The sequence below is a fragment of the Haladaptatus sp. ZSTT2 genome, from assembly GCF_037081775.1.
Taxonomy (GTDB): Archaea; Halobacteriota; Halobacteria; order Halobacteriales; family Halococcaceae; genus QDMS2.
Genome location: NZ_JBAMHQ010000001.1, coordinates 832,815 through 854,217 on the forward strand (window position 1 = coordinate 832,815; position 21,403 = coordinate 854,217).

The window sequence follows — 21,403 nt, forward strand, 5'->3', positions numbered from 1 at the left end:
TTGACTCCCTGCTGATATAGCCCATGCGACTGTGGGGCGACAAACGGGGGCAAGCAATCCAGATTGGAGCCGTGCTCCTGTTTGCAACGTTGATTATCGCACTATCATTATATCAGGCAACCGTCGTTCCACAGAACAACAAGGAAGTCGAATTTAACCACAACCTCCAGGTGCAAGACCAGCTGGTGGACATGCGAAACGCCCTCGTCAGGACCGCGGGCACGGGGACAGAGCAGCCCGCGTCGGTCACGCTTGGCACCCAATATGCAGAGCGCGTGTTCAGCGTGAATCCGGGTCGCCCCGGCGGGACGCTCGAAACCGTATCGCTCGGGACGATTTCGATAGAAAATGCGGCTACAGTCGGGGATAATCCGTACTGGGAAACGGTCACCAGCCACGAGTTCGAGACGAAGGGCCTCCAGTACCGCCCGAACTACAACGAGTACCGGAACGCCCCGACGACCAGCTACGAACACTCGATTCTGTTCAATCAGTTCGAGGATTCGACGAGTCGAGTCCTCGCAGACCAGAGCATCGTCAACGGACGGCAGATAACCCTCATCACGCTCGATGGGAAGTACCAAGAATCGACCACCGGGAGTGTTACGCTAAATGCGCGACCCGTGAGCGTCTCCGCTGAGACGGTTGCGATTACGAACACTTCGACCGGACCGGTTCGCATCACGCTCCCGACGCGGATGAGCGAAGAACAGTGGCTCGAAACTCTCGAAGATCAGTCGGTGGCCGATGGCGGTTTCGTTGATCTCGACGAGACTACCTACACCCCGGGCAGTCCAAACACGATTACCCTCGTCTTGAAAGGCGACGAAACGTACAACCTCAGGCTAGCAAAAGTCGGCGTCGGCACACAAGTCGAATCGGAGCGCGCGACGTACATCACGACGGACAAACCCAATCAGACGGTCGCTCCTGGTGCGAGCGAACGGTTTACAGTGACAGTCAAAGACCGGTACAACAACCCCGTGAGTGGGGTCGTCGTAAATTCGTCCAATGAAACGAAATTCGCCCCCATATCAAACACAACCGACCAGAACGGGAAGTTCGAGTTTAGGTACACGGCCCCGAATTCGGAGCAATCGGACACGGTGGTTGCCTCCATCCTGGGCAATTCGACTAACTACGAACGAGTGAATTTCACCATTGAAGTGAGTGAAGAGTCCGGAAACGGTGACGGGGGGACTGAGATTAATCCGGCAGAGGTGGGAGATATTCGGTTGGTCGATGCGCGGACTGGATCCAGTGACACTATCCTGGAATTCGACTTAGAGAACACCGGGTCAACGACGACGAACATCACCGCTGCACGGCTCAGTTTCTTCTATAACGATGGGTCAGGGCAGAGCGGGCACACTAAAGCCGACATCAGCGACAAAGCGGTTGGCGGAATAACTGAGCTACCGATTGGCGGAAAATTCAAGCAACTTTCACCGAACGAGATTGAGGTGACAGCGGGTGACACGACGACAGTCATTCTCGACTTTGATAAAAAGGTCTCGAAGGGAGACTTTGCGGTGCTCTCTGTGACCTTTGACTCGGGACAGACGGCGACGTACTTCATCGCATCTGGTGAGTAGTATAACGGCGGAAGCGGTGGAAGCGGCGACTCTACACCGCCGGCTGCCTCAATCGACACCGTCAGCGTATAGGATGCAAATAGCAACAATATATATGATGTTACGGTAGGATGGAAAGCGACTGACGAGGATAGTCTTTCTGGAGGAGCTGTCAACGATTTTGTTCTCTATGACGAAACCGGAAACGAAGGTGGGAGACAAACAGTGTATCCAGGTGGAAAAGACGAATCAGGCACCGTGACGTTTAGCTGAGTGGACTCAGATAGGAGAACACTCGATGATTGGGTAGTATCACTCATCGTCTCAGATTCATCAAATAACCAAGATATAACCCAAGGAATAATTGGCGAGTATAGCAGAAACCATGCATTAGAAATAAGCGAACAGTACTAATTCCAATGATTGGTGAATAACGACGACACTGTCACCATAGACGACGAGCAGGTTATTTTCGTGTTCGAATTCGGGAACAGCCAGTCATGCAGTTCGGCCGATTTCCAGGACGTGGTTTGTGCTCGGTTCCATCAAAACGAAAGCGGATAAATCCATCATCGAACAAAATAGCATCGGAGAGAACATCAGTTTCGATTGAGTTTCGTGATTGGCCCCAACCAGTCAGGGCACGACGCCATGCCACTGGGTGGCGTAATTTTCGACACCTGTCGATAGTCCAGACGACAAACACATATACTTGGTCTACACAGGATACAGCCATGACAAAAGTCGGAATTGACGCCGTTGAGATTCATACAGGGAAGCTCAAAATGGACCTCGCTGAGGTGTTCGCCCCGGAGATGGGCGACGACCCAGAGAAGTATACGAAAGGCCTCGGCCTCCACGCGAGTTCCTTCCCGGACGTGTACGAAGACATTGTGACGATGGGCGCGAACGCCGCCTACAAGCTGATGGAGCGAAAGGGCCTCACGCCAGAGGACATCGGCCGCATCGACGTAGCCACAGAGAGCGCGTTCGACAACTCAAAGCCCGTCTCGACGTACATCGCCGGCTGTCTCGAACAGGTGTACGACGGCGACTTCCACCACGCCAACAAAGGCGAGCGCAAGTTCGCCTGTGTCGCGGGCACGCAGTCGATTGACGACGCCTACAACTGGATTCGCGCCGGACGGCATCGTGGCCGCGCCGCGCTCGTGATTGCGACGGACACCGCCCTCTACGCCCGTGGCGACCCCGGCGAGGCGACCCAAGGGGCCGGTGCGGTTGCCATGCTCATCAGCGAAGACCCATCGCTCGTCACGCTCAGCACCGAGCAGGGCTTTGGCAGCGCAGACGAGACGGACTTCCTCAAACCAAACCAGCAGTTCCCAAGCGTCGACGGCAAGCGCTCGGTGCAGGTGTACCTCGCCCGGATGCGCGAGGCGCTCGAAGACTACGAATCGGTCGCGGGAAAGGTCGAACTCGACGACGTGAACCTCGCGCCGTTCCACACGCCGTTCCCCGGCATGGTTCGCAAGGCCGCACTCCTCGGCTTCCGCCACATCATCCGTGACACTGAAGTCGAAGACGAACTCGAACCGGAGATTGGCCGCCAGCCACGCGAAGCCGAGTTCGACTCAGAGGAGAACTACACCGAAGCCATCCGCGCGTACATGGACGACCTCAAACGCACCGATGCCTACCAAGAGTGGTACGCGAACACGGTCGACCCGACGCTCTATCTCGCACGCCACGTCGGCAACTGGTACACCGGCTCCGTCCACGTCGCCCGCGTGAGCGGCCTCATCAAGGCGTACGAAGCAGGCGAGGACATGACCGGCGAGCAGCTCCTCGTTGGCTCCTACGGCAGTGGTGCACAGGCGGAAGTCCACTCGGAAATCGTCCAGGAAGGCTGGAAAGAGGAAATTGAAGCTATCGACATCCTCGACCACCTCGACGACCGCTACGAGATTAGCTTCGACGACTACGAGCACATCCACGACGTACACAACCACGAGAAAGACGTGGACGTAGAGGAGTTCACGGTCCCGCAAAACGAGTTCGTCTTCGACGGCTGGGGCCGCATGGACGAACGCAAGTACCGGTTCGTCGAGTAAGTCAAAGTTCCGGCTTTTGCGGTCGTTTTGGTGGATTGAACGGCGTTTGTGGTCTCTCACGCTGAGAATCGTCCGGATAGTTAACTATCTGTCCCCGCGTAGAGACAGGTGTGACGGGTGGTCAGCAATGCCAGCACCGTCAATTGAGGGTACTACGATGAACAAACACGTCAAAATCGGTGGGAAGGATTTCGTAACGGTCAGAAAAGACACACTCGTCGCGCGAGTCGAGGAGTTAATGGACCAGTTCGACGTCGACCAAGCGATTGTCATGGAAGGTGACGACGCAATCGGAACCATCACCTACGAGACGATTGTGAACGCGCCCGACCATCCAGACGAGACGGCGATGACGAGCCACGAACTCGTCGCAGAGGACGTGATGGTCGAAATCGAAGAGATAAGCGATGAGATGCAACGGCTCATCGACCAGGGGTTGGACGCCGCGCCGTAAGTCAGGGTAGCTGTCGAAGCGCGTCTAGCATCTCTTCTAAGTCTTTGTTCGTCACCGCGAGCGAGAAGCCATCAATGCGAGCGAGCGCCGGGGCGTGCTCCCAGAGGTCGTCTTCGGTGAGGCCGTGGAGGACGACGGCGTTCGGCGTGGGCGTGACGACGCGCATGGCGACGAGCGGCGATTCGCCGCGGGTGACGTGCGTGAACACGAGCGCGCGGTTCGTACTCTGTCCATAAAGGCGGTAGAACTCCTCGCTCGATAAGCGCGTGATGGCTTCGATGCTGTTTACGACGGTGTGCCCGGCGATGGTAGACTGGTTTCCGGAGGCGACTTCGGTGGCGTCGATGGCGTCGTAGAACCGAGAGAGGGGGATGGTCGTCGAATACTCGCGGAGGTCTTGGACGATGTCGCTTTCGAACCCTGCAGAGAGGACGCGGGCGTACTGGCGAATCCGGCCACCACCGCGGTGTTCGTCGATGGCGAGCAGGGCTTCGACGATGCGTCGGATGACGCCGATACCCGGACTCTTTCGTCGCCCGCTTTCGTAGTCTGAGATGACGGACGACGAGACGTCGAGTTGGGTTGCGAGGTCGGTCTGTGAGATGTCGAAGTCGGTGCGCCACTTTCTGAGCGTCGCCCCGGGGTCTGTGCTGAGCGTAATCTCGCCCGCGATTTTTTCTGCGAGGTCACGACGTGCGCCGCGGTCGGTCATTGCGCAAGGGTTCGTCGTTCATCGTAAAATGGTTTCGACGTTTTTCCCGAAATGCTCAGGGCGACTCATGTGGTAGAGGTTGTCATGCCCTCAACCGTTGTCCACGTCGCGCTTGCCGGGCTGCTCGCCGCGGGGCTTCTCGGTGACGCCTTCGACAAGCGGTCGCTCGCCATCGTTCTCGGGGTGACCATCATCCCCGATCTCGACGTGTTTGCTGGTTTTTTCATCGCCGGTGGCCACCGCTCTGTGTTGCACACGTTGCTCATCCCACTTCTCGCTGCCGTGGTGGTGTACGCAGATAGCCACAGAGAGCCGTCGTGGCTCCGGGAGCGATGGGGCACACGCGGCCTACGGATTGCGTGGGTGAGCATCGTCGCGTTCGCCATCGCGGGCATCGGGCTTGACCTCTTTACGGCGGGCGCAAACGTGTTCTATCCCATCCACGACCAGTTCTACCGCGTTTCTGGTGAACTGCTCTACTCTACGAATCGTGGTATCGTCCAGACGTTCGTTGACTTCTCGACGGGCAGTAGCCCAAACCTCGGTGCAATTGGTTCCTCACAAGAGGTGCACATCAACAGTGGCATCGACCCGAATCCGGGGAGGGAACCACCGGAAGTGGACAGAATCTTCCCCGTTGCCCAATCGGGCTGGCAACTGCTGCTCATCGTGACGAGTCTCATCGTTCTCTGGGGACGGCTCCGCGAGACACGCAAACCTTGACTTTCCGGGTGTGAAAGCATACGCATGATTCGACCGTACGACCCGGAGACAGACCGCGAAGGGCTGTGGGAACTGAAAACGCGATTTGAATTGGGCCTCGGCAGTGAGACCGGCGGCGACGAAAAACAGGAGAAGTACGAAGCGAAACTCACCGACGACTACCGCGAGCGGTATCTGGCGTGGGTGGCACGGTGTGGTGACTCAGACGAACGCTGCATGACGGTGGCCGTAGAGGAAGGCGAACTGGTCGGCTACGTGTTCGTGCTGCCAGAAACCATGTCGATGATTTGGGATGCGGCCGTGTTAAACGAGATTTTCGTCGCAGCAGAGTATCGCGGCACCGGCGTCGCAGACGAGTTGATGGAGGGTGCGCTCGCGCTCGCCCGCGACCAGAACCTCCCCCTCAACCGTATCGTTCTCGACGTGGACGGCGACAACGCGCGGGCGATGGCGTTCTACGACCGCCACGAGTTCGCTCACTGGGGCGAACTCGTCTGTCGGGAGCTGTAGAACGAGACGAGCACGCCACCGAGAGCCCCGAAAATCAGCGGATAGAGCAGCCCTGCGACGAGAATTGCGGTGACGAAATCTGGGCCAGCCGTCGAGTTGCCGAGATCAAGGCGGAACAGTTGTGCGCCGACCAGTGCAGGAAGGACGTAGCCAAGCACGACTGTTGCACCGGCTTTTGCCGACGACGACGTGTTCGTGCCTGACTGGCTGCGTGCGGCGAGTGCGCCCGCAACGACGATCAATAGAACGGGAAGGAAGAACAGCAGCGTTGCACTTCCGTCGTCGCTTTCTACGAGGAAGTTCACCATGTCAGACCCCGCGAGGCGTGGGACGATTGTGGAGACGAAATGCTCGTTGTAGAACAGCCAGCCGGTGAGCTTCCAGACGGGATTTTCACCCGTGAAGAACTCGAACGCTTGCACCGCAAACAAGTCGTCAATCCGGGGAGCGACCAAGAGGTAGGTGACGAGATACCCGAACAGGTACGCAGCGAGTCCGGCGAGTGTCCCGCGAACGACGGGAATCGAGTTTTGCTGTGCCATATGCACCTCGAGGCAATGAAGGGAATATGAATATTCTGGCTATTTGACTATCCGAATCGTTGCCAGTTCGTCGGTGACGTTCTCGCGCCACTGGGCCTGCGAGATGCTGTAGGTGTCTAAATCGCGCGGCCCGCCTTCGTCACCGGGCGGCAGCCAGTTTCTGAGCGTGGCATCCCGCCTGCCGCCGTACGCCTCGACGTACTTCTCGATGGCGCGTTTTGACTGCTCGTTGTCGGGTTCGTGGCCGACGTTCACGTACTCGAGGTCGAGGTAGTCGAACGCGATGGCGAGCATCACCCCGGCGCGCTCGCCCGAGTAGCCATGCCCCCAGTGTGGTTCTCGAATCCACGTCCCGAACGATGTCACGCGCTTTTCCCACTCCATCCACAGTTCTGCGACGCCGACGAATTCGTCGTCTTCGCGTCGGGTAATAGCGTAAGTCGCTCGCGAACCCGATTCCCACCCCTTTTTCGCCGCTTCCATCTCGTCCATCGACTTCTTTGGCGTGGCGTGGGGCTTCTCGCCAAGCGGTTGCATCACGGCATCCATCTCGCCGGTCCGGTGGTACTCGTACAGGTCGAGGGCGTCCAGCACCTCGTGGAGTGGTTCATAGCGCAGGCGCTCGCTTTCGACACGCTCGGGGAACAGACTACTCGGCATGGTCGATGACCTCCGTGAACGCAGCCTTCGGTCTGCCGTCCACAGCTTCGCGCCACTGGGACTGGCTCACCGAGTAGTAGACTTGGTCTGAAACGTGGTCTTCGTAGGGCAACCAGTTTCTGAGGGTGGCGTCCCGCTGGCCACCGTGTGCCTCGATGTACTTCTCGATGGCCCGTTTGGATTTCTCGTTCTCGGTGTGGTGGGTGACTTTGGCGTACTCTAAGTCGAGTCGGTCGAAGGCGAGTTGCATGAGCGCAGCGGCGCGCTCGCCCGAGTAACCCCGACCCCAGTAGGCTTTGCGGAGCCACGTTCCGAGGCCGCCAACGCGGTGTTCCCAGTCACAGTGGAGCGTGGCAGTACCTGCAAACTCGCCCACACCGCTCTCGCCAGCTTTTGGAACCATGAAATACGCGGCTTCCTCACCGTCGTCCCACAGCTTTTCGCGGCGTTCGAAGAACTCCTGGGTCGGCTTCATCGTCGCGTGTGGCTCCCACGGCATGAACTTCGTGACCTCCTCCATCTCGGGCGACGGTTTGCAGATGTCGTAGAACTCACGCACAGAGAGGTTCTCCGTCGAGAGTCGTGTGAGGGTGAGTCGCTCTGTTTCGATTTGCTCGGGGAACAGGTGGCTCATTTACTCGACTCCCACTCGGCCTGTGAGATGGTGTAGCGGAGCGCGTCGTGTGGCTCGTCGTCGATGACGATGTGGTTGCGGATGATGCCGTCGAGACGGCCGCCGTGGGCATCGACGTACTTCTCGATGGCGCGTTTCGACTGCTCGTTTTCGACGACATGTTCGACGGCGACGAGTTCTAAGTCGAGGCGCTCGAAGGCGAGTTCCATGAGTTTGGCCGCACGCTCACCCGAGTAGCCACGCCCCCAGAATTTTTTCCGAAGCCAAATCCCGAAACGGGCGGTGCGCTTGTCCCAGTCACAATGCAGGCCAGTCGTGCCCGCGAACTCGCCTGCGCCCGGTTCGCCGTCTTTCGGGTAGATGGCGTAGACTGCGCCGTTTCCGGCTTCAACCGCCTCGCCGACCTGTTTGACGAAATCCCACGTGTCTTTGAGCGTCCGGTGGGGACTCCACGACATGTACTGCGTCGCCTCCTCGATACCCGCTTCAGACGAGTGATAGGGATAGACCGAAACCGGGTCGAGCGTATCGAGTGACACCTGCTCAAAGCGCAGGCGATCGGTCTCGAATTCCTCGGGAAACATATGCGTACAGGCGCGGAGTAGTGCGAAAAAGGTGTCGTTGGACCCACTCACGCAACCCTACAACTCGTCGGTGTCGAGTTCGAATCGCGGCGGCTGGCGTCCGTCCGTATCCGTAAAGCCGTACTCGCGGGCGAGATCGCCAACCGCGAAGATGCCGCCCGTTTTCTCGAACACGTCCGAATCTGTCGCCAGCGCCACAACCGCACGCCCGACGTACTCGGGTGAGTGCGTTTCCTCGGGTGGGTCCTCCCCCATCTCCTCGAACGCCTGTTCCACGCGCTCGGTGCGGGTGAATCCGGGGTAGAGAACGAGCGAGGTGATTTCGTCTGTTCTCAGTTCGTGAGCCATCGCCTTTCCGAGCCTATCGACCGCGGTTTTCGCCACGTCGTAGGGCGTACTGCCGCGGAACTTCTCGCCGTCACCTGACGAGATGCCGACGATGAGGCCGTGTTCCTGTTCGCGCATCATCGGCGCGGCGAGGCGGCTGGCCGTGAAATGGGCGCGAGCGCCCACATCGAACATCCGGTCCCACCGGTCGAGCGGCTGTTCCCAAAATGGGTCGTCGAACGTGTCGTCGTACTCCTCGTAGCCGCCCCAGACGTTGTTTACGAGCAGGTCGAGGCGACCGTGGTCGCGTTCGATTTGTGCGAACAGGGCTTCGACATCCGCATCGACAGCGTGGTCGCAGCGAACCGCGATGCCGGTGCCGCCCGCTTCGTCCACAAGCGTGGCCGTCTCTGTGACGGTTCCGGGCAGGTCTTCGGTTACGTTTCCCGCGACGCTTCTCCCGGTGACGTAGACGGTCGCGCCAGCTGCGCCGAGTTCGCGGGCGATACCCCGACCAACGCCCCGGCTCGCCCCGGTGACGAGTGCGACGGTGTCTGTGAGCGTGGGCATAGAGAGGCCTATGAAGGGCGCGAAGAAAATCCCGCGTATCACGACGGCTCCGCAACCACTAAACGCCGCTCGCACCTACCGTGTGCCAATGGATTGGACGGAGAAGTACCGCCCGACGACGCTTTCTGAGGTACGCGGCAACGACAAGGCCCGTACGGCCCTCAAAGAGTGGGCACAGAGCTGGGATTCCCACCGGAAAGCCGCCATCGTCCACGGCAGTCCCGGCGTCGGCAAGACGTCCGCCGTCCACGCGCTGGCGAACGATTTTGGCTGGAACACCATCGAACTCAACGCCTCAGACCAGCGCACCGCGAGCGTCATCGAGCGCGTGGCGGGCGAGGCAGCCAAAAGCGGTACGCTGACCCAAACGGGCACGGCAGAGCGACGGCTCATCATCTTAGACGAGGCGGATAACATCCACGGCAACGCAGACCGCGGCGGCTCGCGGGCGCTCACTCGTCTCGTGAAAGAAGCGAGTCAGCCGATGGTACTCATCGCAAACGAGTTCTACGACATGTCGAACTCGCTGCGCAACGCGTGTGAAGCAATCGAGTTTCGCGACGTGCGGATGCGTTCGATTGTCCCCGTGCTCCGCGATCTCTGTCGGAAAGAGGGCGTCGAGTACGAGGAAGACGCCTTAGAGAAAATCGCGGAAGCCAACAAGGGCGACCTTCGAGGGGCGGTAAACGACCTCCAAGCGCTCGCCGAATCGACCGACCGGCTGACCGCAGACAACGTCATCACGGGCGAGCGCGACCGCTCGACCGGCATCTTCGACTACCTCGATGATGTCATCAAGAAACTCGACGCAGAGGAAGCGCTCAAACAGTCCTACGACGTAGACGAGACGCCCGACGACCTCATCAACTGGATAGAGGACAACATGCCCAAAGACTTCGAGGGTGAGGAGTTGGCCGACGCCTACGACCACCTCGGGAAGGCTGACATCTGGCTCGGACGCGTGCGCAAGACGCAGAACTACTCCTACTGGCGGTATGCGGGCGACAACATGACCGCGGGTGTAGCCGCCTCGCGCAACGGCACGAAAGGCGGGTGGACGCGCTACGGGCCGCCGAGCTACTGGTCGAAACTCGGGCGCTCGAAGGCAACCCGCAACAAGCGCGACTACATTGCCCAGAAAATCGCAGAGGCAAGTGGCGTGTCGATGGGAAGCGCACGACGCGACATCCTCCCGTATCTCGCCGGGATGACCTACCACTGCAAGAATCGTGACCTGACGGTGGCGGTGGCCGCCCGCTACGACTTAGACGCAGACCACCTCGCGTTTCTCACGGGCAGCGGGAAGGACACAAACAAGGTACAGCGCATCGTCGAAGACGCAGACGAGTTAAAGGAGAAAGCAGCCGTCGAGCACTCGGGCGGCGCGTTCGAGGGCGCACACCGCACGTCGATGGACGTTGACGATGAGGCTGACGAGTCAGAAACGAGCGATGACGAAGAAGCCGCGTCGGACGAATCGAGCGAAGAGACGGAAAGCGGCGATTCGCAATCTGGCCTCAGCGACTTCATGTGACGCGGTTTTCTGATTGCTAAAAAGAGGGTTGTCAGTGGGTTCTGCCGGTTACGTGCCCGAGGCCGGGGATGGAGACGGCCTGCTCGATGCGGTTCATGAGCTTCGACGCAGAGAGCACGAGCGCGAGATAGATGAGCGCCGCGAGGGTGTACACCACGGTAATCTGATAGCCCACGGTGGCGAGTTCCTGTGAGGTGAAAAACAGTTCGGGGACGGTGATGAACGCCGCGAGCGAGGAGTACTTGATGAGGTAGACGAACTCGTTTGACCAGCCGGGAATCGCGTAGCGCAGCCCCTGTGGGAGCACGACGTAGCGAATTGCCTCGAGTTTCGAGAGGCCGACTGCGCGCGCGGCGGTGAGCTGTCCTTCTTCTACGGACAACAGCGCAGAGCGGATGTATTCGGCTTGATACGCCGCGCTGTTGATCGTGAAACCGATGATGGCCACCCAGATGAACTGGTCTGGAATGATGCTCTGGCCAACACCGGGGAACTCGCGGATGAACGAGGAGAGACCCGTCCCGAAGTGTAGGACGAACAGCTGGGCGAGCAACGGCGTCCCGCGAATGAGTTCGATGTAGCCGAGTGCGATGCTCCGGGAGACGGTGCCACCGTACACCCGCGCAACCGAGAGCGGGACGGCGATGATGAGCCCGAGGCCGAGGCCGAGTACGGTGAGCACGATGGTGAGCCAAACGGCTCCGGCAAGCTGTGGAAGCCCATTTGGGGTCTGTGCGGCGTAGAGGAACAACTCGCCAGTCAGGTATACCGGCCCGCCAAGCGGCCCGAGGAGGGACGCGGTTGCGGTGAGCGTCTCTGCGATACCGCCGAAAATCGATGGAGAGACGAACGGCTCGTTTGGTCCGATACCGGTTATTCCGGAGAACAGCCACGCGTTTAGCCACCGGGCGATGAGCCACCCCCAGAAGAGCAGGCCAACGAGGAGGCCAACGAGCGCGCCGGTACGACCGAGCAATGCCCGACGGTCTCGACTGGTGGCCGTCTCGCTCATCCGTGGTTCTCCGTGGTCGAAAGGCGGCTCAAGAACTGTCGCGTCCGGTCGTGTTGTGGGTTCGTGAACAGTTGCTCAGGCGGGCCGCGTTCGACGAGCGACCCGTCTGCGAGAAACGAGATGCCCGAGGCGACTTCCCGCGCGAAGCTCATCTCGTGGGTGACGACGAGCATCGTCATGCCGTCGTCTGCGAGGGCTCGCATAACCGAGAGCACCTCTCCGATGAGTTCGGGGTCGAGCGCGCTCGTTGGCTCGTCGAACAGCATGAGCTTCGGGTCCATCGCAAGTGCTCGAGCGATGCCGACGCGCTGTTTTTGCCCACCCGACAGCTCTGCGGGGTAGGAGTCGGCTTGGTCTGCGAGGCCAACCTGCTCGAGGTGTTCCATCGCCCGCTCGTTCGCCTCGGCTTTGCCCATGCCGCGAACCTTTCGCAGGCCGAGCGTGATGTTCTCGCGGGCTTTGAGGTGGGCGAACAGGTTGAAGTCCTGGAACACCATGCCGACCTCGCGGCGGAGGTCGTTTACGTCGTAGCTCGGCGCGGTGACGTTCTCGCCATCGAGATAGATGGCACCCGAGTCGATTTCAGTGAGGCGGTTCACGCAACGAAGCATCGTGGACTTCCCGCTGCCAGAGGGGCCGATGAGCACTTCGACGTCACCAGGTTCCATCTCGAAACTGATGTCGTGGAGCACCTCTTCTTCGCCGTAGGACTTTGAGACGTTCTCGACGCGGAGCAGCGGGTCAGTCATGTGTCGTTTCCTCCGGGAATAGCATAGTAATCGTTGAGTAAGTCGAGGCTGCGGTTGGTCACGAACGTGAGCACGAAGTAGATGGCGCTGATGAGCAAGAACACTTCGAGGACGGCAGACCCGCCCCGCGGTTGTAAGTAGAGGTCGGTGCCCCTCGTGAGCAACTCAGAGAGGCCGACGACGAGCGCCACACTCGTGTCTTTCAGCACGATAGTGAACTCGTTTTGAAAGCCCGGCACACTGCGCCGAAGTGCCTGTGGCACGCTCACGTAGCGAATCGCCTGCAAGCGCGTGAGGCCAATCGAGCGGGCGGCTTCCATCTGCCCGCCGGAGACGCTCTGGAACGCCCCACGGAAAATCTGTGACTGATAGGCGCCCCCGCGAAGCCCGAGGCCAAGCGTTGCCGCCCAGAACGGGTCGTTCGTCACCGAGAGGACGAAAAAGACGTACACGAGGATGACGACGATGGGGATGCCACGGATGATGACACCCGCCGTCTCAACGGCCCACTTCACGGGGCCGCGCCCGTACACTTCGATTGCGCCCGCCGGGAAGCCGATGAAAAATCCGAGCAGGATGCTCGCTATCGTGAGTTTAATCGTGACCCACAGCCCGGCGACGAGGAACTCAGCGTTCTCTGCGATAAACGCCCAGTCACCCGCCTGTAAGATTTGGGCTGAGAGGGTCATTTACGTGCTTATTCTTGGCCGAACCACTTGTTAACGATTTCCTCGTACGTGCCGTCTTCTTTGACGGCAGCGAGGCCCTCGTTGAGCGCGTCGATGAACTCCGAATCCTGACGCATGCCGAGGCCGTACTTCTCGCCCGTCTCTTCGACGAATGCGACTTCGACGGCACTCTGTGAGGCGAAGTTTTCGGCGACCGGCTTGTCGAGCACGACGGCATCGACGTTGCCGTTCTCAAGGTCGCGCACGGCGAGGACGTAGTTGTCGTAGGCGCGGTAGGTCGCGTCCGGAACTTGTTCTTGGACGATCGACTCGCCTGTCGTCCCTTTCTGTGCCCCGACCGGGTGGCCGTTCAGGTCGTCGAGCGACCCCGGCGAGAACTCGCCGTCGGTGCGGACGAGGACGGACTGGTCTGCCTCGTAGTAGGGGTCTGAAAACGAGATGGTCTGCTTGCGTTCGTCGTTGATGGTCATCGCCGCGGCGATGAGGTCGATGTTCTCGCTCGTGAGCGCCGGGATGAGCGAGGAGAACTCGAACTCCTTCCACTCGCCGAGTTCGTAGCCCTCCATGTTCTCGACGACTGCGGTGGTCAGGTCGATGTCGAAGCCGACGAGTTTGTCGCCTTCTTTGAACTCGAACGGTGCGAAGCCGGGCGCGGTACCGGGGACGATTTCGGTGACTTCCATGTCGCCGTTGCCACCGTTTTCGGTGCCGGTCTCTCCGCCTTCGGTCGTGGTCGTTTCGCCGTCACCGCCATCGCCGCCTCCGAGGCAGCCTGCGGTTCCCATCATTCCGACTGCGCCACCGGCTCCGACGAGCTTCAGGTAGGAGCGGCGGTCTATGTCACTGCTAAACTTGCGATCCATGGGGTAAAAAGGACACGTCAGAGGTAATAACGTTTCGTCATGTGTTAGTCGTCCGCAGGCGTCGAACTGTGAGACAGGGAAGTCGTGGCCTCACTCCGCGCGGCCGAATACGCCCACGCCGTCGTGGCAACCGTTGCCGCGAAGATAATCATGGCCGTCGCGTGGTGAGCCAGCACGATGAGGTGCTGGATGCTCCCGAACCAGATGTAGCCCTTCACGGTGACCGCGCCGAGCAGAATCTGGGTTGGGAGGAACACGGTCGCGATGGCCGTCGCCTTCTTCAGGCGCGGGTCACGGTTGTGTTTCCACGCGCCGTAGGCCGTTCCGAGGATGAAAAAGCCGGTTATCATCGCAACGAGGCGGTGGGTCCATTCAATCCAGCCAGCTGCGGTCTGGGGCAGAACGCCGCCGTCACAGAGCGGCCACTGTAGGCTACACGATGCTCCTGCGCCCATCAAACTCGTGTACACACCGAGCAGGATGAGGATGTACGTCAGCCCCGCGGTTACGGCGGCGAGGTGCCGGTAACGGAGGTTCATTGGTCGGAACTCAGTCCCGATGGTATTTAGATGTGTCCGAGTTGGATGCTGTCCGTTTGAGGGGTACCTTCTTACCTGTGGCCGTCGCATGGTCTAGTTGACATGTCGTGGTATGCAATAGAAGACATCGAGGATGCGTTGACCGCGACGCGACAGTTCCTCTTTCCGTTTGACCTGCGAAAATGGCTGAAACTCGCCATCATCGTCTTTTTCATCGGCGGTGTCGGTGGCGGCGGCGGTGGTACCAACTTCACAGTGCCGTCGGGTGACACACCAAGCGACTTCCCGCCGATTCAAGAGCCAGCGAACGTCGTTGTGCTCATACTGGTCGTGGTCGCCGTCTTGCTCCTCATCGGGCTGTTGTTCGCCATCGCGAGTTCGGTCTTCCAGTTCGTGTTCGTAGACGCGGTGCGCAGCGAGGAAGTGCACATCCGCGCTCCGTTCCGCCGCTGGTTTGGCAAAGGCGTACGCCTGTTCGTGTTCAGCTTCTTGCTGTTCTTGCTCATCCTCGCGCCGATTTTCGGGGTTGGTGCCGTCTTCCTCTTCGCAGTCACGCCGCTACTCTTGCTCTTTTTATTGCCCTTCCTGTTCATCGTGGCGATTTTACTAGCAATTACGCTCAGCCTGACCACCGACTTCGTCGTCCCTGTGATGATGCACGAAAACCTCGGCGTCCTTGCCGGGTGGCGACGGTTCTGGCCAGTGCTCCGCGAGCAATGGAAACAGTACGGCGTCTATGTCGTGCTTCGCTGGCTGCTCGGCATCGCCGGAGGCATCCTCGTCGCAATCGCCCTTGCGGTCGTGTTCGTGCCAGTGCTCGGCATCGGAGCCCTGTTGGGCTTCGGGCTGTTCGCAGGCGCAGGCGGGGTGACGAACGCCGTCATTGCCTTCCTCGTCGTGCTCGCCATTCCGATTGGCCTGCTCTTGCTCATCTACGCGCTGTTCGTGCAAGTGCCGGTGACGACGTTCTTCCGGTACTACGCGCTGTTCGTCCTCGGTGACTCAGCGCCAGAGTTCGACCTCATCCCCGACCAACGCCGGGCGGTGCGCGCAGACGGCGAGGGCGACCCAACGGAACTGAGCGAGGACGCAGCCGAAGACACGGACGAACCGACAGACGACGACCGGTAATCGTTGCCGGAGAATCACAGATTTTCGACGCGTGTCGAATTGTGACTTCGCATATCTTTTTACGGAACCCTGTGGGAGTACACCCATGGGACTTGATGAAGATTCTCTCGCATACCACAAGCGCGACCCGCCCGGCAAAATCGAGATTTCGACGACGAAACCGACAAACACCCAGCGCGACCTGAGTCTGGCGTACTCGCCGGGCGTGGCCGCGCCGTGTCTTGCAATCGAAGAAAACCCGGACGACGCCTACACCTACACCGCGAAGGGCAACATGGTGGGCGTCATCTCGAATGGGTCTGCGGTGCTCGGCCTCGGCGACATCGGCGCACAAGCCTCGAAACCCGTGATGGAAGGAAAGGGCGTGCTGTTCAAACGCTTTGCCGACATCGACGTCTTCGACATCGAACTCGACCTTGATGACCCGGAAGCCATCATCGCGTCGGTGAAGGCCATGGAACCAACCTTCGGGGGCATCAACTTAGAGGACATCAAGGCCCCCGAGTGTTTCACCATCGAAGAGCGACTCCGAGAGCAGATGAACATCCCCGTGTTCCACGACGACCAACACGGCACCGCCATCATCTCCGGGGCCGCCCTGCTCAATGCGTCAGACGTCGTTGACAAAGACCTCGACGAACTCGACATCGTGTTCTCGGGTGCCGGGGCAAGCGCCATCGCAACCGCTCGCTTTTACGTCTCGCTCGGCGCGAAGCGCGAGAACATCACGATGTGTGACTCCTCGGGCATCATCACGAAACAGCGCGCAGACGAAGGCGATGTCAACAAATACAAACAGCAGTTCGCCCGCGACGTGCCGGAAGGTGACCTCGCAGACGCGATGGAAGGCGCGGATGTGTTCGCAGGCCTCTCCATCGGCGGCATCGTGAGCCAAGAGATGGTTCAGTCGATGGCGTCAGACCCGGTTATCTTCGCCATGGCGAACCCCGACCCAGAAATCACCTACGAGGACGCGAAAAGCGCCCGCGACGACATGGTTATCATGGCGACGGGGCGCTCTGACTACCCGAATCAGGTGAACAACGTCCTCGGCTTCCCGTTCATCTTCCGGGGCGCACTCGACGTGCGCGCAAGCGAGATTAACGAGGAGATGAAGATTGCCGCCGCAAAGGCGCTCGCCCGTCTCGCGCGCCAAGACGTGCCTGATGCGGTCGTCAAAGCGTACGGCGACCAGCCGATTCAGTTCGGCCCTGACTACATCATCCCGAAACCGGTCGACCCGCGCGTCCTGTTCGAAGTCGCCCCGGCCGTTGCGAAGGCAGCCATCGACTCCGGTGCCTCGCGTATCGAACTCGACATCGACCACTACGTCGAAAAGCTCGAAGCGCGCCTCGGGAAATCCCGTGAGATGATGCGCGTCGTCCTCAACAAGGCAAAGCTCGACCCAAAGCGCGTCGTGCTCGCGGAAGGCGACGACGAGAAGATGGTGCGCGCGGCCTACCAGCTCATAGAACAGGGCATCGCAGAGCCAATTTTGATTGGCGACCGCGACCGTATCTGGGAGACCTCCCAGCGCCTCGGCCTCGAATTCGAGCCGGAAATCGTCGACCCAGACAAGAGCAACTTAGACGCCTACGCAGACCGGCTGTACGAACTCAGGCGGCGCAAAGGCGTCACCCGCCGCGAGGCTGACGAACTCATCACCGACGGCAACTACCTCGGCAGCGTGCTCGTGGAGATGGGTGACGCAGACGCGATGCTCACGGGCCTCACGCACCACTATCCTTCCGCCCTACGCCCGCCCCTGCAGGTTGTCGGAACCGCGGAGAACGCCAAGTACGCCGCTGGGGTGTACATGCTCACCTTCAAAAACCGCGTCATCTTCTGCGTGGACACGACGGTCAACTTAGACCCGACCGAGGAGGTGCTCGCGGAGATTACGAAACACACCGCGACCCTCGCCCGCCGGTTCAACGTCGAGCCACGCGCCGCGTTGCTCTCCTACTCGAACTTCGGGTCGGTGGACAACGAAGGAACCGCGAAGGTTCGACGTGCCGCCCGCACGCTGCGGACTGACCCGGCTGCGGACTTCCCCGTTGACGGCGAGATGCAGGCGGACACCGCCGTCGTCAAGAGCATCCTCGACGGTACCTACGAGTTCTCCGACCTGAAGAAATCGGCGAACGTGCTCGTGTTCCCGAACCTTGAGGCGGGGAACATCGCGTACAAACTCCTCCAGCGCCTCGGCGGCGCAGAGGCGATTGGGCCGATGCTCGTTGGGATGGACAAGCCCGTCCACGTCCTCCAGCGCGGCGACGAGGTCAAGGACATCGTGAATCTTGCGTCCGTCGCGGTCGTGGACGCCCAAGAGAACAACTAATTCGGCTCGTAGTTCTTTTCGCCCGCTTCGATTGGCACCTGGAGCCAGTTTTCACCCGGCGGCAGCGGGCATTCGTAGGCTTCTGAGTACGCACAGTACGGGTTGTACGCGAGGTTGAAATCGAGTATCCACGCCTCGCCCTCGCGGTCTGTCTCCTCTAAGTCGAGATAGCGGCCGCCGCCGTAAGTTTCAGACCCGCTGGTTCGGTCGCGGAAGGGGATGAACAGCCGCAGCTCGTGTTCGTCGGCGCGGTACGCCTGAATCACGACTTGCTCGCCGTCGATTTCGATGCGGAACTCGCCCCACCGGATATACTGCCGAACCCCTTCGGTACTCGTTTCGAGGAGGAATTCTTCCTTCTCCGCGTGTTCCGAAAGCGGGACGACAAACCGCAAATCGGGGTTCGGGTCGTAGTACGACAGACCACGAAACCCCTCGCGTTGGTCGTAGGGAATCGGCGAATGCGGATGATTCTTGAAAAACTCGTCTTTGTGGGTGCGCTGTTCGACGAGGTCTTCTACAGTACTCATTGGTTAGTCACCAGCGTGGCGGTCTGCTCGCGACGGCGGCGGAACGCCCGTCTCGCTCGGTGACTGTGGCACGTCGAACGGTTGTGGAAGCACACACCGCGCCCGCTCGCGGTTTACGTGACTGTACTGGTCTGGCGCGTTCGCAAGCGAGTGGGCCGGATTCTCTCCCGAGGAAATCTGTGCGGCTCTGAGCTCTGCGAACCCGCAGATACGGGCGCGAATCCCGCGCCAGTGGTGTTCTGCGTTCGCCGGAATGGTGAACTGATGGTTCGGGAGCCAGTCTGTATCCTGCGCCAGAATGGTCGCCGTGTTCACGTTCGCCGCGAGGTTCTCGTGGTCAATGAGGACGCCGACGCGCGCGGTCGGTGGTGCGCGTGTGGCGAGCACGTCGAGACCGAGGTGTAACGCCCGGTACTCTGCGACGTTGTTATCAGGTGGCGAATCCGGCACTGAAAGCCGAGCCACTCGTTCACCGTCGTGCGTTTCAATGACGACGCCCAACCCGCCACCGGACTCCCGGTACGACCCATCCGTCGCTACGTAAAAATGGCGATGGTGAGTGCGAGGGGGGTGTGCGATGTGCGGCGTGGGCGAATCGTCGAACAGGTTACGAAGGGTGCGTCGGCCGTACACGGCCATGTAACCCGATATGTTCCCAGATGATTTAAATGTGTGTCTTAGTATAGCAAACTGGAACGTCAGGGCACCGTAACCACTACCCCCTCGGATGACGTGTGGTCAGCTATGGCACTCTTCGCACGCGACATCATGACCACGCCCGTCGAAACCGTCTCACCCGACGACGAGGTGAGCGACGTACTGACCCGACTGGCGCGGGCTTCATTCAACGGCTTTCCCGTCGTCGATGACGAGAATCACGTCGTGGGCATCGTCACCCAAGGCGACCTCGTTCACATCTTCCAGCCGTCGGACCGGACGCTCTGGATTCCGATTGGCCTGCCGCCGTTTATCGAAAGCCAGACCTACGGCTTCGACCTCTCGTGGAAGGACGTGGACGTGAACATTGACCTCGCAAAGAACGCGCGAAAACCCATCAAAGACGTGATGACCGAAGACGTGGTGACGGTCACCCCGGACGACGACTTGGCCACGATTCTCGACCTCGTAACCGACGAGGAGCGCGACATCAATCGCTTGCCCGTCGTCGAAGCCGACGTGCTCGTCGGCATCATCACCCGCGACGACATCCTCGCTGCGCTTCGCGGCGAACGCGTTGCCTAACGAAAGGTTGAGGCTCGCTGACACGCCATTCCCGATGTGCGCTATCGGAATCTACTCCTGTTCGTGTTCCTCGCCGCCATCTGGGGGTCTGCGTTCATGGCCATCAAGGCAGGGCTGGAATTCTTCCCGCCCGTGCTGTTCGCCGCCCTCCGCTACGATATCGCGGCGGTGTTCATGCTCGCCTACGCCGTCTACGTGACCGACCACTGGCTGCCCCGCACGCGAAGCGAATGGTGGCTCGTCACCGTCGGGGCCGTCTTGATGATTGCTGGCTACCACATCTTCCTGTTCGTCGGTGAAACCCAGACGACGAGCGCGGCGGCCGCCGTCATCATCAGCCTCTCGCCAATTTTGACCACGACGTTCGCCCGCGCGCTCTTGCCCAGCCAGCGACTCACCGCCGCCGGCGTCGCGGGCATGGTCATCGCGCTCCTCGGCGTCGCCATCCTCGCCCGGCCCGACCCCGCGAACCTCCTCACCGAGGACGTGGTCGCAAAGGGACTGGTATTCCTCGCCGCGCTCTCGTTTTCGTTCGGTAGCGTGCTGACCCGGCGCATTGACGCCCGCCTGCCAATCGAAACGATGGAGGCGTGGTCGATGCTCGGCGGGGCGCTGCTCATGCACGCCGTGAGTCTCGCCCTCCCGAACGAGTCGCTCGGAGACATCGTCTGGACGAACGAGGGGCTGCTCGCGCTTGCCTACCTCTCGGTCGTGGCGAGTGCGATTGGCTTTCTCATCTACTTCGACCTGTTAGAACGCCTCGGCCCCGTCGAAATCAACCTCGTCTCCTACGTCGCGCCCATCTTCGCGGCGCTCAGCGGCTTCCTGTTCTTACAGGAAGGGCTTGACCAGTACACCGTCGCTGGCTTCCTCGTCATCTTCACCGGCTTTCTCCTGCTCAAAGGCCGTGACATTCGCACGGAACTGTTGGGGACTGCCCAGAGCGACGGCTCGACTGATTAATCGCGCCGTCGCAGACTGCGGCTGAGCAGGAGTCCTATGAATATCCCGAGAAGAATGGTTCTCGCGGTGTGTTTTCGGTCGCTGAATCGAATGAATCGCGTGTCCGTATCGGTGATTTCGACGACGCCAATGGGCATCGCCGCGACACCCCCGCCAAATCCGGCACCTTCGCCATCTGCCTCGCTTGCTGTGGTCTCCGTACTGGTCGCTCCGTCCGTTCTCTCCTCGCTGTCTATTGACTCTTCTTCGTCTCCCGCTCTTTTGTCACTGTCAATCGCTCCGGTCGCACTGTCGCTCTGCCCGTACCCGCCACCGAAGCCATAGGCGATGCGCGCAACCGGAATCACCGTCTTATCCGCGTGTTCGACTGGGTTGCCGTAGACGGCGGTCACGCTCGCAGACGAGCGCAGTTGCTCGACCAGTGTCTGAATCGGTTGTGCGTCCATTT

24 protein-coding genes are annotated in these 21,403 nt (G+C 60.2%); 10 read left to right on the forward strand and 14 right to left on the reverse strand.

Annotated features, from left to right (window positions below):
* The first annotated feature begins 23 nt into the window (after window positions 1-23).
* The 3 genes from V5N13_RS04535 to V5N13_RS04545 all read left to right on the forward strand — a co-directional run bounded on the left by V5N13_RS04535 (window position 24) and on the right by V5N13_RS04545 (window position 4,100).
* The gene (locus tag V5N13_RS04535) at window positions 24-1,595 is read left to right on the forward strand and encodes an Ig-like domain-containing protein (protein WP_336359793.1); all 1,572 of its coding nucleotides are present in this window, start codon (window positions 24-26) and stop codon (window positions 1,593-1,595) included.
* A gap of 713 nt (window positions 1,596-2,308) precedes the next feature.
* Window positions 2,309-3,646 carry a hydroxymethylglutaryl-CoA synthase gene (gene hmgB, locus V5N13_RS04540; RefSeq protein WP_336359794.1) on the forward strand — a complete coding sequence of 446 codons (1,338 nt, stop codon included), beginning with the start codon at window positions 2,309-2,311 and terminating at the stop codon, window positions 3,644-3,646.
* 127 nt (window positions 3,647-3,773) lie between these two features.
* Window positions 3,774-4,100: a hypothetical protein gene (locus tag V5N13_RS04545; RefSeq protein ID WP_336359795.1), complete on the forward strand. Its 327-nt coding sequence runs from the start codon at window positions 3,774-3,776 to the stop codon at window positions 4,098-4,100.
* A 1-nt stretch (window position 4,101) separates the two neighbouring features.
* Here the strand turns inward: V5N13_RS04545 and V5N13_RS04550 are convergent, their stop codons facing one another.
* Window positions 4,102-4,812 carry a helix-turn-helix domain-containing protein gene (locus tag V5N13_RS04550; protein ID WP_332899647.1) on the reverse strand — a complete coding sequence of 237 codons (711 nt, stop codon included), beginning with the start codon at window positions 4,810-4,812 and terminating at the stop codon, window positions 4,102-4,104.
* Between the two features lie 69 nt (window positions 4,813-4,881).
* On the opposite strand from V5N13_RS04550, the gene V5N13_RS04555 reads away from it, so the two are divergent.
* Together V5N13_RS04555 and V5N13_RS04560 are read left to right on the forward strand one after the other, a co-directional pair.
* On the forward strand, window positions 4,882-5,535 hold the full coding sequence (locus V5N13_RS04555; protein ID WP_336359796.1) for a metal-dependent hydrolase: 654 nt from the start codon (window positions 4,882-4,884) through the stop codon (window positions 5,533-5,535).
* 24 nt (window positions 5,536-5,559) lie between these two features.
* A complete protein-coding gene (locus tag V5N13_RS04560) occupies window positions 5,560-6,045 on the forward strand; it encodes a GNAT family N-acetyltransferase (protein WP_336359797.1) in 486 nt (161 codons plus the stop codon).
* Here V5N13_RS04560 and V5N13_RS04565 read toward each other — a convergent pair.
* From V5N13_RS04565 to V5N13_RS04585, 5 genes are read right to left on the reverse strand one after another with little or no spacing between them, the layout of a single operon-like run.
* Window positions 6,012-6,587, reverse strand: coding sequence for a transporter (locus V5N13_RS04565; protein WP_336359798.1), 576 nt, complete (start codon window positions 6,585-6,587; stop codon window positions 6,012-6,014). The two genes, V5N13_RS04560 and V5N13_RS04565, sit on opposite strands and share 34 nt — an antisense overlap.
* A gap of 39 nt (window positions 6,588-6,626) precedes the next feature.
* Window positions 6,627-7,247, reverse strand: a complete 621-nt coding sequence (locus V5N13_RS04570) for a GNAT family N-acetyltransferase (protein WP_336359799.1) — start codon at window positions 7,245-7,247, stop codon at window positions 6,627-6,629.
* The gene (locus V5N13_RS04575) at window positions 7,237-7,881 is read right to left on the reverse strand and encodes a GNAT family N-acetyltransferase (protein WP_336359800.1); all 645 of its coding nucleotides are present in this window, start codon (window positions 7,879-7,881) and stop codon (window positions 7,237-7,239) included. The genes V5N13_RS04570 and V5N13_RS04575 overlap by 11 nt, the downstream gene beginning before the upstream one ends.
* Complete coding sequence (locus V5N13_RS04580) at window positions 7,878-8,465, reverse strand: GNAT family N-acetyltransferase (protein WP_336359801.1); 588 nt, start codon at window positions 8,463-8,465, stop codon at window positions 7,878-7,880. The genes V5N13_RS04575 and V5N13_RS04580 overlap by 4 nt, the downstream gene beginning before the upstream one ends.
* 57 nt (window positions 8,466-8,522) lie before the next feature.
* The gene (locus V5N13_RS04585) at window positions 8,523-9,362 is read right to left on the reverse strand and encodes an SDR family NAD(P)-dependent oxidoreductase (RefSeq protein WP_336359802.1); all 840 of its coding nucleotides are present in this window, start codon (window positions 9,360-9,362) and stop codon (window positions 8,523-8,525) included.
* Between the two features lie 88 nt (window positions 9,363-9,450).
* Between V5N13_RS04585 and V5N13_RS04590 the strand changes: the two genes are divergently transcribed.
* A complete protein-coding gene (locus tag V5N13_RS04590) occupies window positions 9,451-10,896 on the forward strand; it encodes a replication factor C large subunit (RefSeq protein ID WP_336359803.1) in 1,446 nt (481 codons plus the stop codon).
* Window positions 10,897-10,927: 31 nt separating this feature from the next.
* Here V5N13_RS04590 and V5N13_RS04595 read toward each other — a convergent pair whose 3' ends face one another.
* Genes V5N13_RS04595 through V5N13_RS04615 form a run of 5 tightly spaced genes read right to left on the reverse strand, consistent with a single transcriptional unit; the run spans window position 10,928 to window position 14,748 of the window.
* On the reverse strand, window positions 10,928-11,908 hold the full coding sequence (locus tag V5N13_RS04595; protein ID WP_336359804.1) for an amino acid ABC transporter permease: 981 nt from the start codon (window positions 11,906-11,908) through the stop codon (window positions 10,928-10,930).
* A complete protein-coding gene (locus tag V5N13_RS04600) occupies window positions 11,905-12,657 on the reverse strand; it encodes an amino acid ABC transporter ATP-binding protein (protein WP_336359805.1) in 753 nt (250 codons plus the stop codon). The genes V5N13_RS04595 and V5N13_RS04600 overlap by 4 nt, the downstream gene beginning before the upstream one ends.
* Window positions 12,654-13,346, reverse strand: coding sequence for an amino acid ABC transporter permease (locus V5N13_RS04605; RefSeq protein ID WP_336359806.1), 693 nt, complete (start codon window positions 13,344-13,346; stop codon window positions 12,654-12,656). Before V5N13_RS04605 ends, V5N13_RS04600 begins: the two co-directional genes overlap by 4 nt.
* 8 nt (window positions 13,347-13,354) lie before the next feature.
* Window positions 13,355-14,209 (reverse strand): basic amino acid ABC transporter substrate-binding protein, encoded by an 855-nt coding sequence (locus V5N13_RS04610; RefSeq protein WP_336359807.1) that lies wholly within the window; start codon window positions 14,207-14,209, stop codon window positions 13,355-13,357.
* A gap of 44 nt (window positions 14,210-14,253) precedes the next feature.
* Window positions 14,254-14,748 carry a COX15/CtaA family protein gene (locus V5N13_RS04615; protein WP_336359808.1) on the reverse strand — a complete coding sequence of 165 codons (495 nt, stop codon included), beginning with the start codon at window positions 14,746-14,748 and terminating at the stop codon, window positions 14,254-14,256.
* 102 nt (window positions 14,749-14,850) lie between these two features.
* Between V5N13_RS04615 and V5N13_RS04620 the strand changes: the two genes are divergently transcribed.
* Window positions 14,851-15,879 (forward strand): DUF7544 domain-containing protein, encoded by a 1,029-nt coding sequence (locus tag V5N13_RS04620; protein ID WP_336359809.1) that lies wholly within the window; start codon window positions 14,851-14,853, stop codon window positions 15,877-15,879.
* A gap of 85 nt (window positions 15,880-15,964) precedes the next feature.
* Entirely contained in the window at window positions 15,965-18,220 is a 2,256-nt protein-coding gene (locus tag V5N13_RS04625; RefSeq protein ID WP_336359810.1) for an NADP-dependent malic enzyme, read from the forward strand.
* Here V5N13_RS04625 and V5N13_RS04630 read toward each other — a convergent pair.
* Together V5N13_RS04630 and V5N13_RS04635 are read right to left on the reverse strand one after the other, a co-directional pair.
* Complete coding sequence (locus V5N13_RS04630) at window positions 18,217-18,750, reverse strand: DUF1684 domain-containing protein (protein ID WP_336359811.1); 534 nt, start codon at window positions 18,748-18,750, stop codon at window positions 18,217-18,219. The genes V5N13_RS04625 and V5N13_RS04630 overlap by 4 nt on opposite strands.
* A gap of 3 nt (window positions 18,751-18,753) precedes the next feature.
* Complete coding sequence (locus V5N13_RS04635) at window positions 18,754-19,389, reverse strand: ribonuclease H (RefSeq protein ID WP_336359812.1); 636 nt, start codon at window positions 19,387-19,389, stop codon at window positions 18,754-18,756.
* A gap of 105 nt (window positions 19,390-19,494) precedes the next feature.
* Here V5N13_RS04635 and V5N13_RS04640 point away from each other — a divergent pair, with 105 nt between their 5' ends.
* Window positions 19,495-19,992 carry a CBS domain-containing protein gene (locus V5N13_RS04640; protein ID WP_336359813.1) on the forward strand — a complete coding sequence of 166 codons (498 nt, stop codon included), beginning with the start codon at window positions 19,495-19,497 and terminating at the stop codon, window positions 19,990-19,992.
* Between the two features lie 36 nt (window positions 19,993-20,028).
* Window positions 20,029-20,955: a DMT family transporter gene (locus V5N13_RS04645; RefSeq protein WP_336359814.1), complete on the forward strand. Its 927-nt coding sequence runs from the start codon at window positions 20,029-20,031 to the stop codon at window positions 20,953-20,955.
* Here V5N13_RS04645 and V5N13_RS04650 read toward each other — a convergent pair.
* Window positions 20,952-21,401, reverse strand: coding sequence for a GerW family sporulation protein (locus V5N13_RS04650; RefSeq protein WP_336359815.1), 450 nt, complete (start codon window positions 21,399-21,401; stop codon window positions 20,952-20,954). The genes V5N13_RS04645 and V5N13_RS04650 overlap by 4 nt on opposite strands.
* Between the last annotated feature and the right edge of the window lie 2 nt (window positions 21,402-21,403).

What these genes read in the sequence shown, in the direction of transcription:
- V5N13_RS04550 (WP_332899647.1), bottom strand. Translation starts at nt 4,812, where the DNA reads ATGACCGACCGCGGCGCACGTCGTGACCTCGCAGAAAAAATCGCGGGC.
- V5N13_RS04565 (WP_336359798.1), bottom strand. Translation starts at nt 6,587, where the DNA reads ATGGCACAGCAAAACTCGATTCCCGTCGTTCGCGGGACACTCGCCGGA.
- V5N13_RS04610 (WP_336359807.1), bottom strand. Translation starts at nt 14,209, where the DNA reads ATGGATCGCAAGTTTAGCAGTGACATAGACCGCCGCTCCTACCTGAAG.
- V5N13_RS04535 (WP_336359793.1), top strand. Translation starts at nt 24, where the DNA reads ATGCGACTGTGGGGCGACAAACGGGGGCAAGCAATCCAGATTGGAGCC.
- hmgB (WP_336359794.1), top strand. Translation starts at nt 2,309, where the DNA reads ATGACAAAAGTCGGAATTGACGCCGTTGAGATTCATACAGGGAAGCTC.
- V5N13_RS04600 (WP_336359805.1), bottom strand. Translation starts at nt 12,657, where the DNA reads ATGACTGACCCGCTGCTCCGCGTCGAGAACGTCTCAAAGTCCTACGGC.
- V5N13_RS04650 (WP_336359815.1), bottom strand. Translation starts at nt 21,401, where the DNA reads ATGGACGCACAACCGATTCAGACACTGGTCGAGCAACTGCGCTCGTCT.
- V5N13_RS04635 (WP_336359812.1), bottom strand. Translation starts at nt 19,389, where the DNA reads ATGGCCGTGTACGGCCGACGCACCCTTCGTAACCTGTTCGACGATTCG.
- V5N13_RS04595 (WP_336359804.1), bottom strand. Translation starts at nt 11,908, where the DNA reads ATGAGCGAGACGGCCACCAGTCGAGACCGTCGGGCATTGCTCGGTCGT.
- V5N13_RS04640 (WP_336359813.1), top strand. Translation starts at nt 19,495, where the DNA reads ATGGCACTCTTCGCACGCGACATCATGACCACGCCCGTCGAAACCGTC.
- V5N13_RS04575 (WP_336359800.1), bottom strand. Translation starts at nt 7,881, where the DNA reads ATGAGCCACCTGTTCCCCGAGCAAATCGAAACAGAGCGACTCACCCTC.
- V5N13_RS04590 (WP_336359803.1), top strand. Translation starts at nt 9,451, where the DNA reads ATGGATTGGACGGAGAAGTACCGCCCGACGACGCTTTCTGAGGTACGC.
- V5N13_RS04620 (WP_336359809.1), top strand. Translation starts at nt 14,851, where the DNA reads ATGTCGTGGTATGCAATAGAAGACATCGAGGATGCGTTGACCGCGACG.
- V5N13_RS04625 (WP_336359810.1), top strand. Translation starts at nt 15,965, where the DNA reads ATGGGACTTGATGAAGATTCTCTCGCATACCACAAGCGCGACCCGCCC.
- V5N13_RS04560 (WP_336359797.1), top strand. Translation starts at nt 5,560, where the DNA reads ATGATTCGACCGTACGACCCGGAGACAGACCGCGAAGGGCTGTGGGAA.
- V5N13_RS04545 (WP_336359795.1), top strand. Translation starts at nt 3,774, where the DNA reads ATGCCAGCACCGTCAATTGAGGGTACTACGATGAACAAACACGTCAAA.
- V5N13_RS04580 (WP_336359801.1), bottom strand. Translation starts at nt 8,465, where the DNA reads ATGTTTCCCGAGGAATTCGAGACCGATCGCCTGCGCTTTGAGCAGGTG.
- V5N13_RS04570 (WP_336359799.1), bottom strand. Translation starts at nt 7,247, where the DNA reads ATGCCGAGTAGTCTGTTCCCCGAGCGTGTCGAAAGCGAGCGCCTGCGC.
- V5N13_RS04615 (WP_336359808.1), bottom strand. Translation starts at nt 14,748, where the DNA reads ATGAACCTCCGTTACCGGCACCTCGCCGCCGTAACCGCGGGGCTGACG.
- V5N13_RS04605 (WP_336359806.1), bottom strand. Translation starts at nt 13,346, where the DNA reads ATGACCCTCTCAGCCCAAATCTTACAGGCGGGTGACTGGGCGTTTATC.
- V5N13_RS04630 (WP_336359811.1), bottom strand. Translation starts at nt 18,750, where the DNA reads ATGAGTACTGTAGAAGACCTCGTCGAACAGCGCACCCACAAAGACGAG.
- V5N13_RS04585 (WP_336359802.1), bottom strand. Translation starts at nt 9,362, where the DNA reads ATGCCCACGCTCACAGACACCGTCGCACTCGTCACCGGGGCGAGCCGG.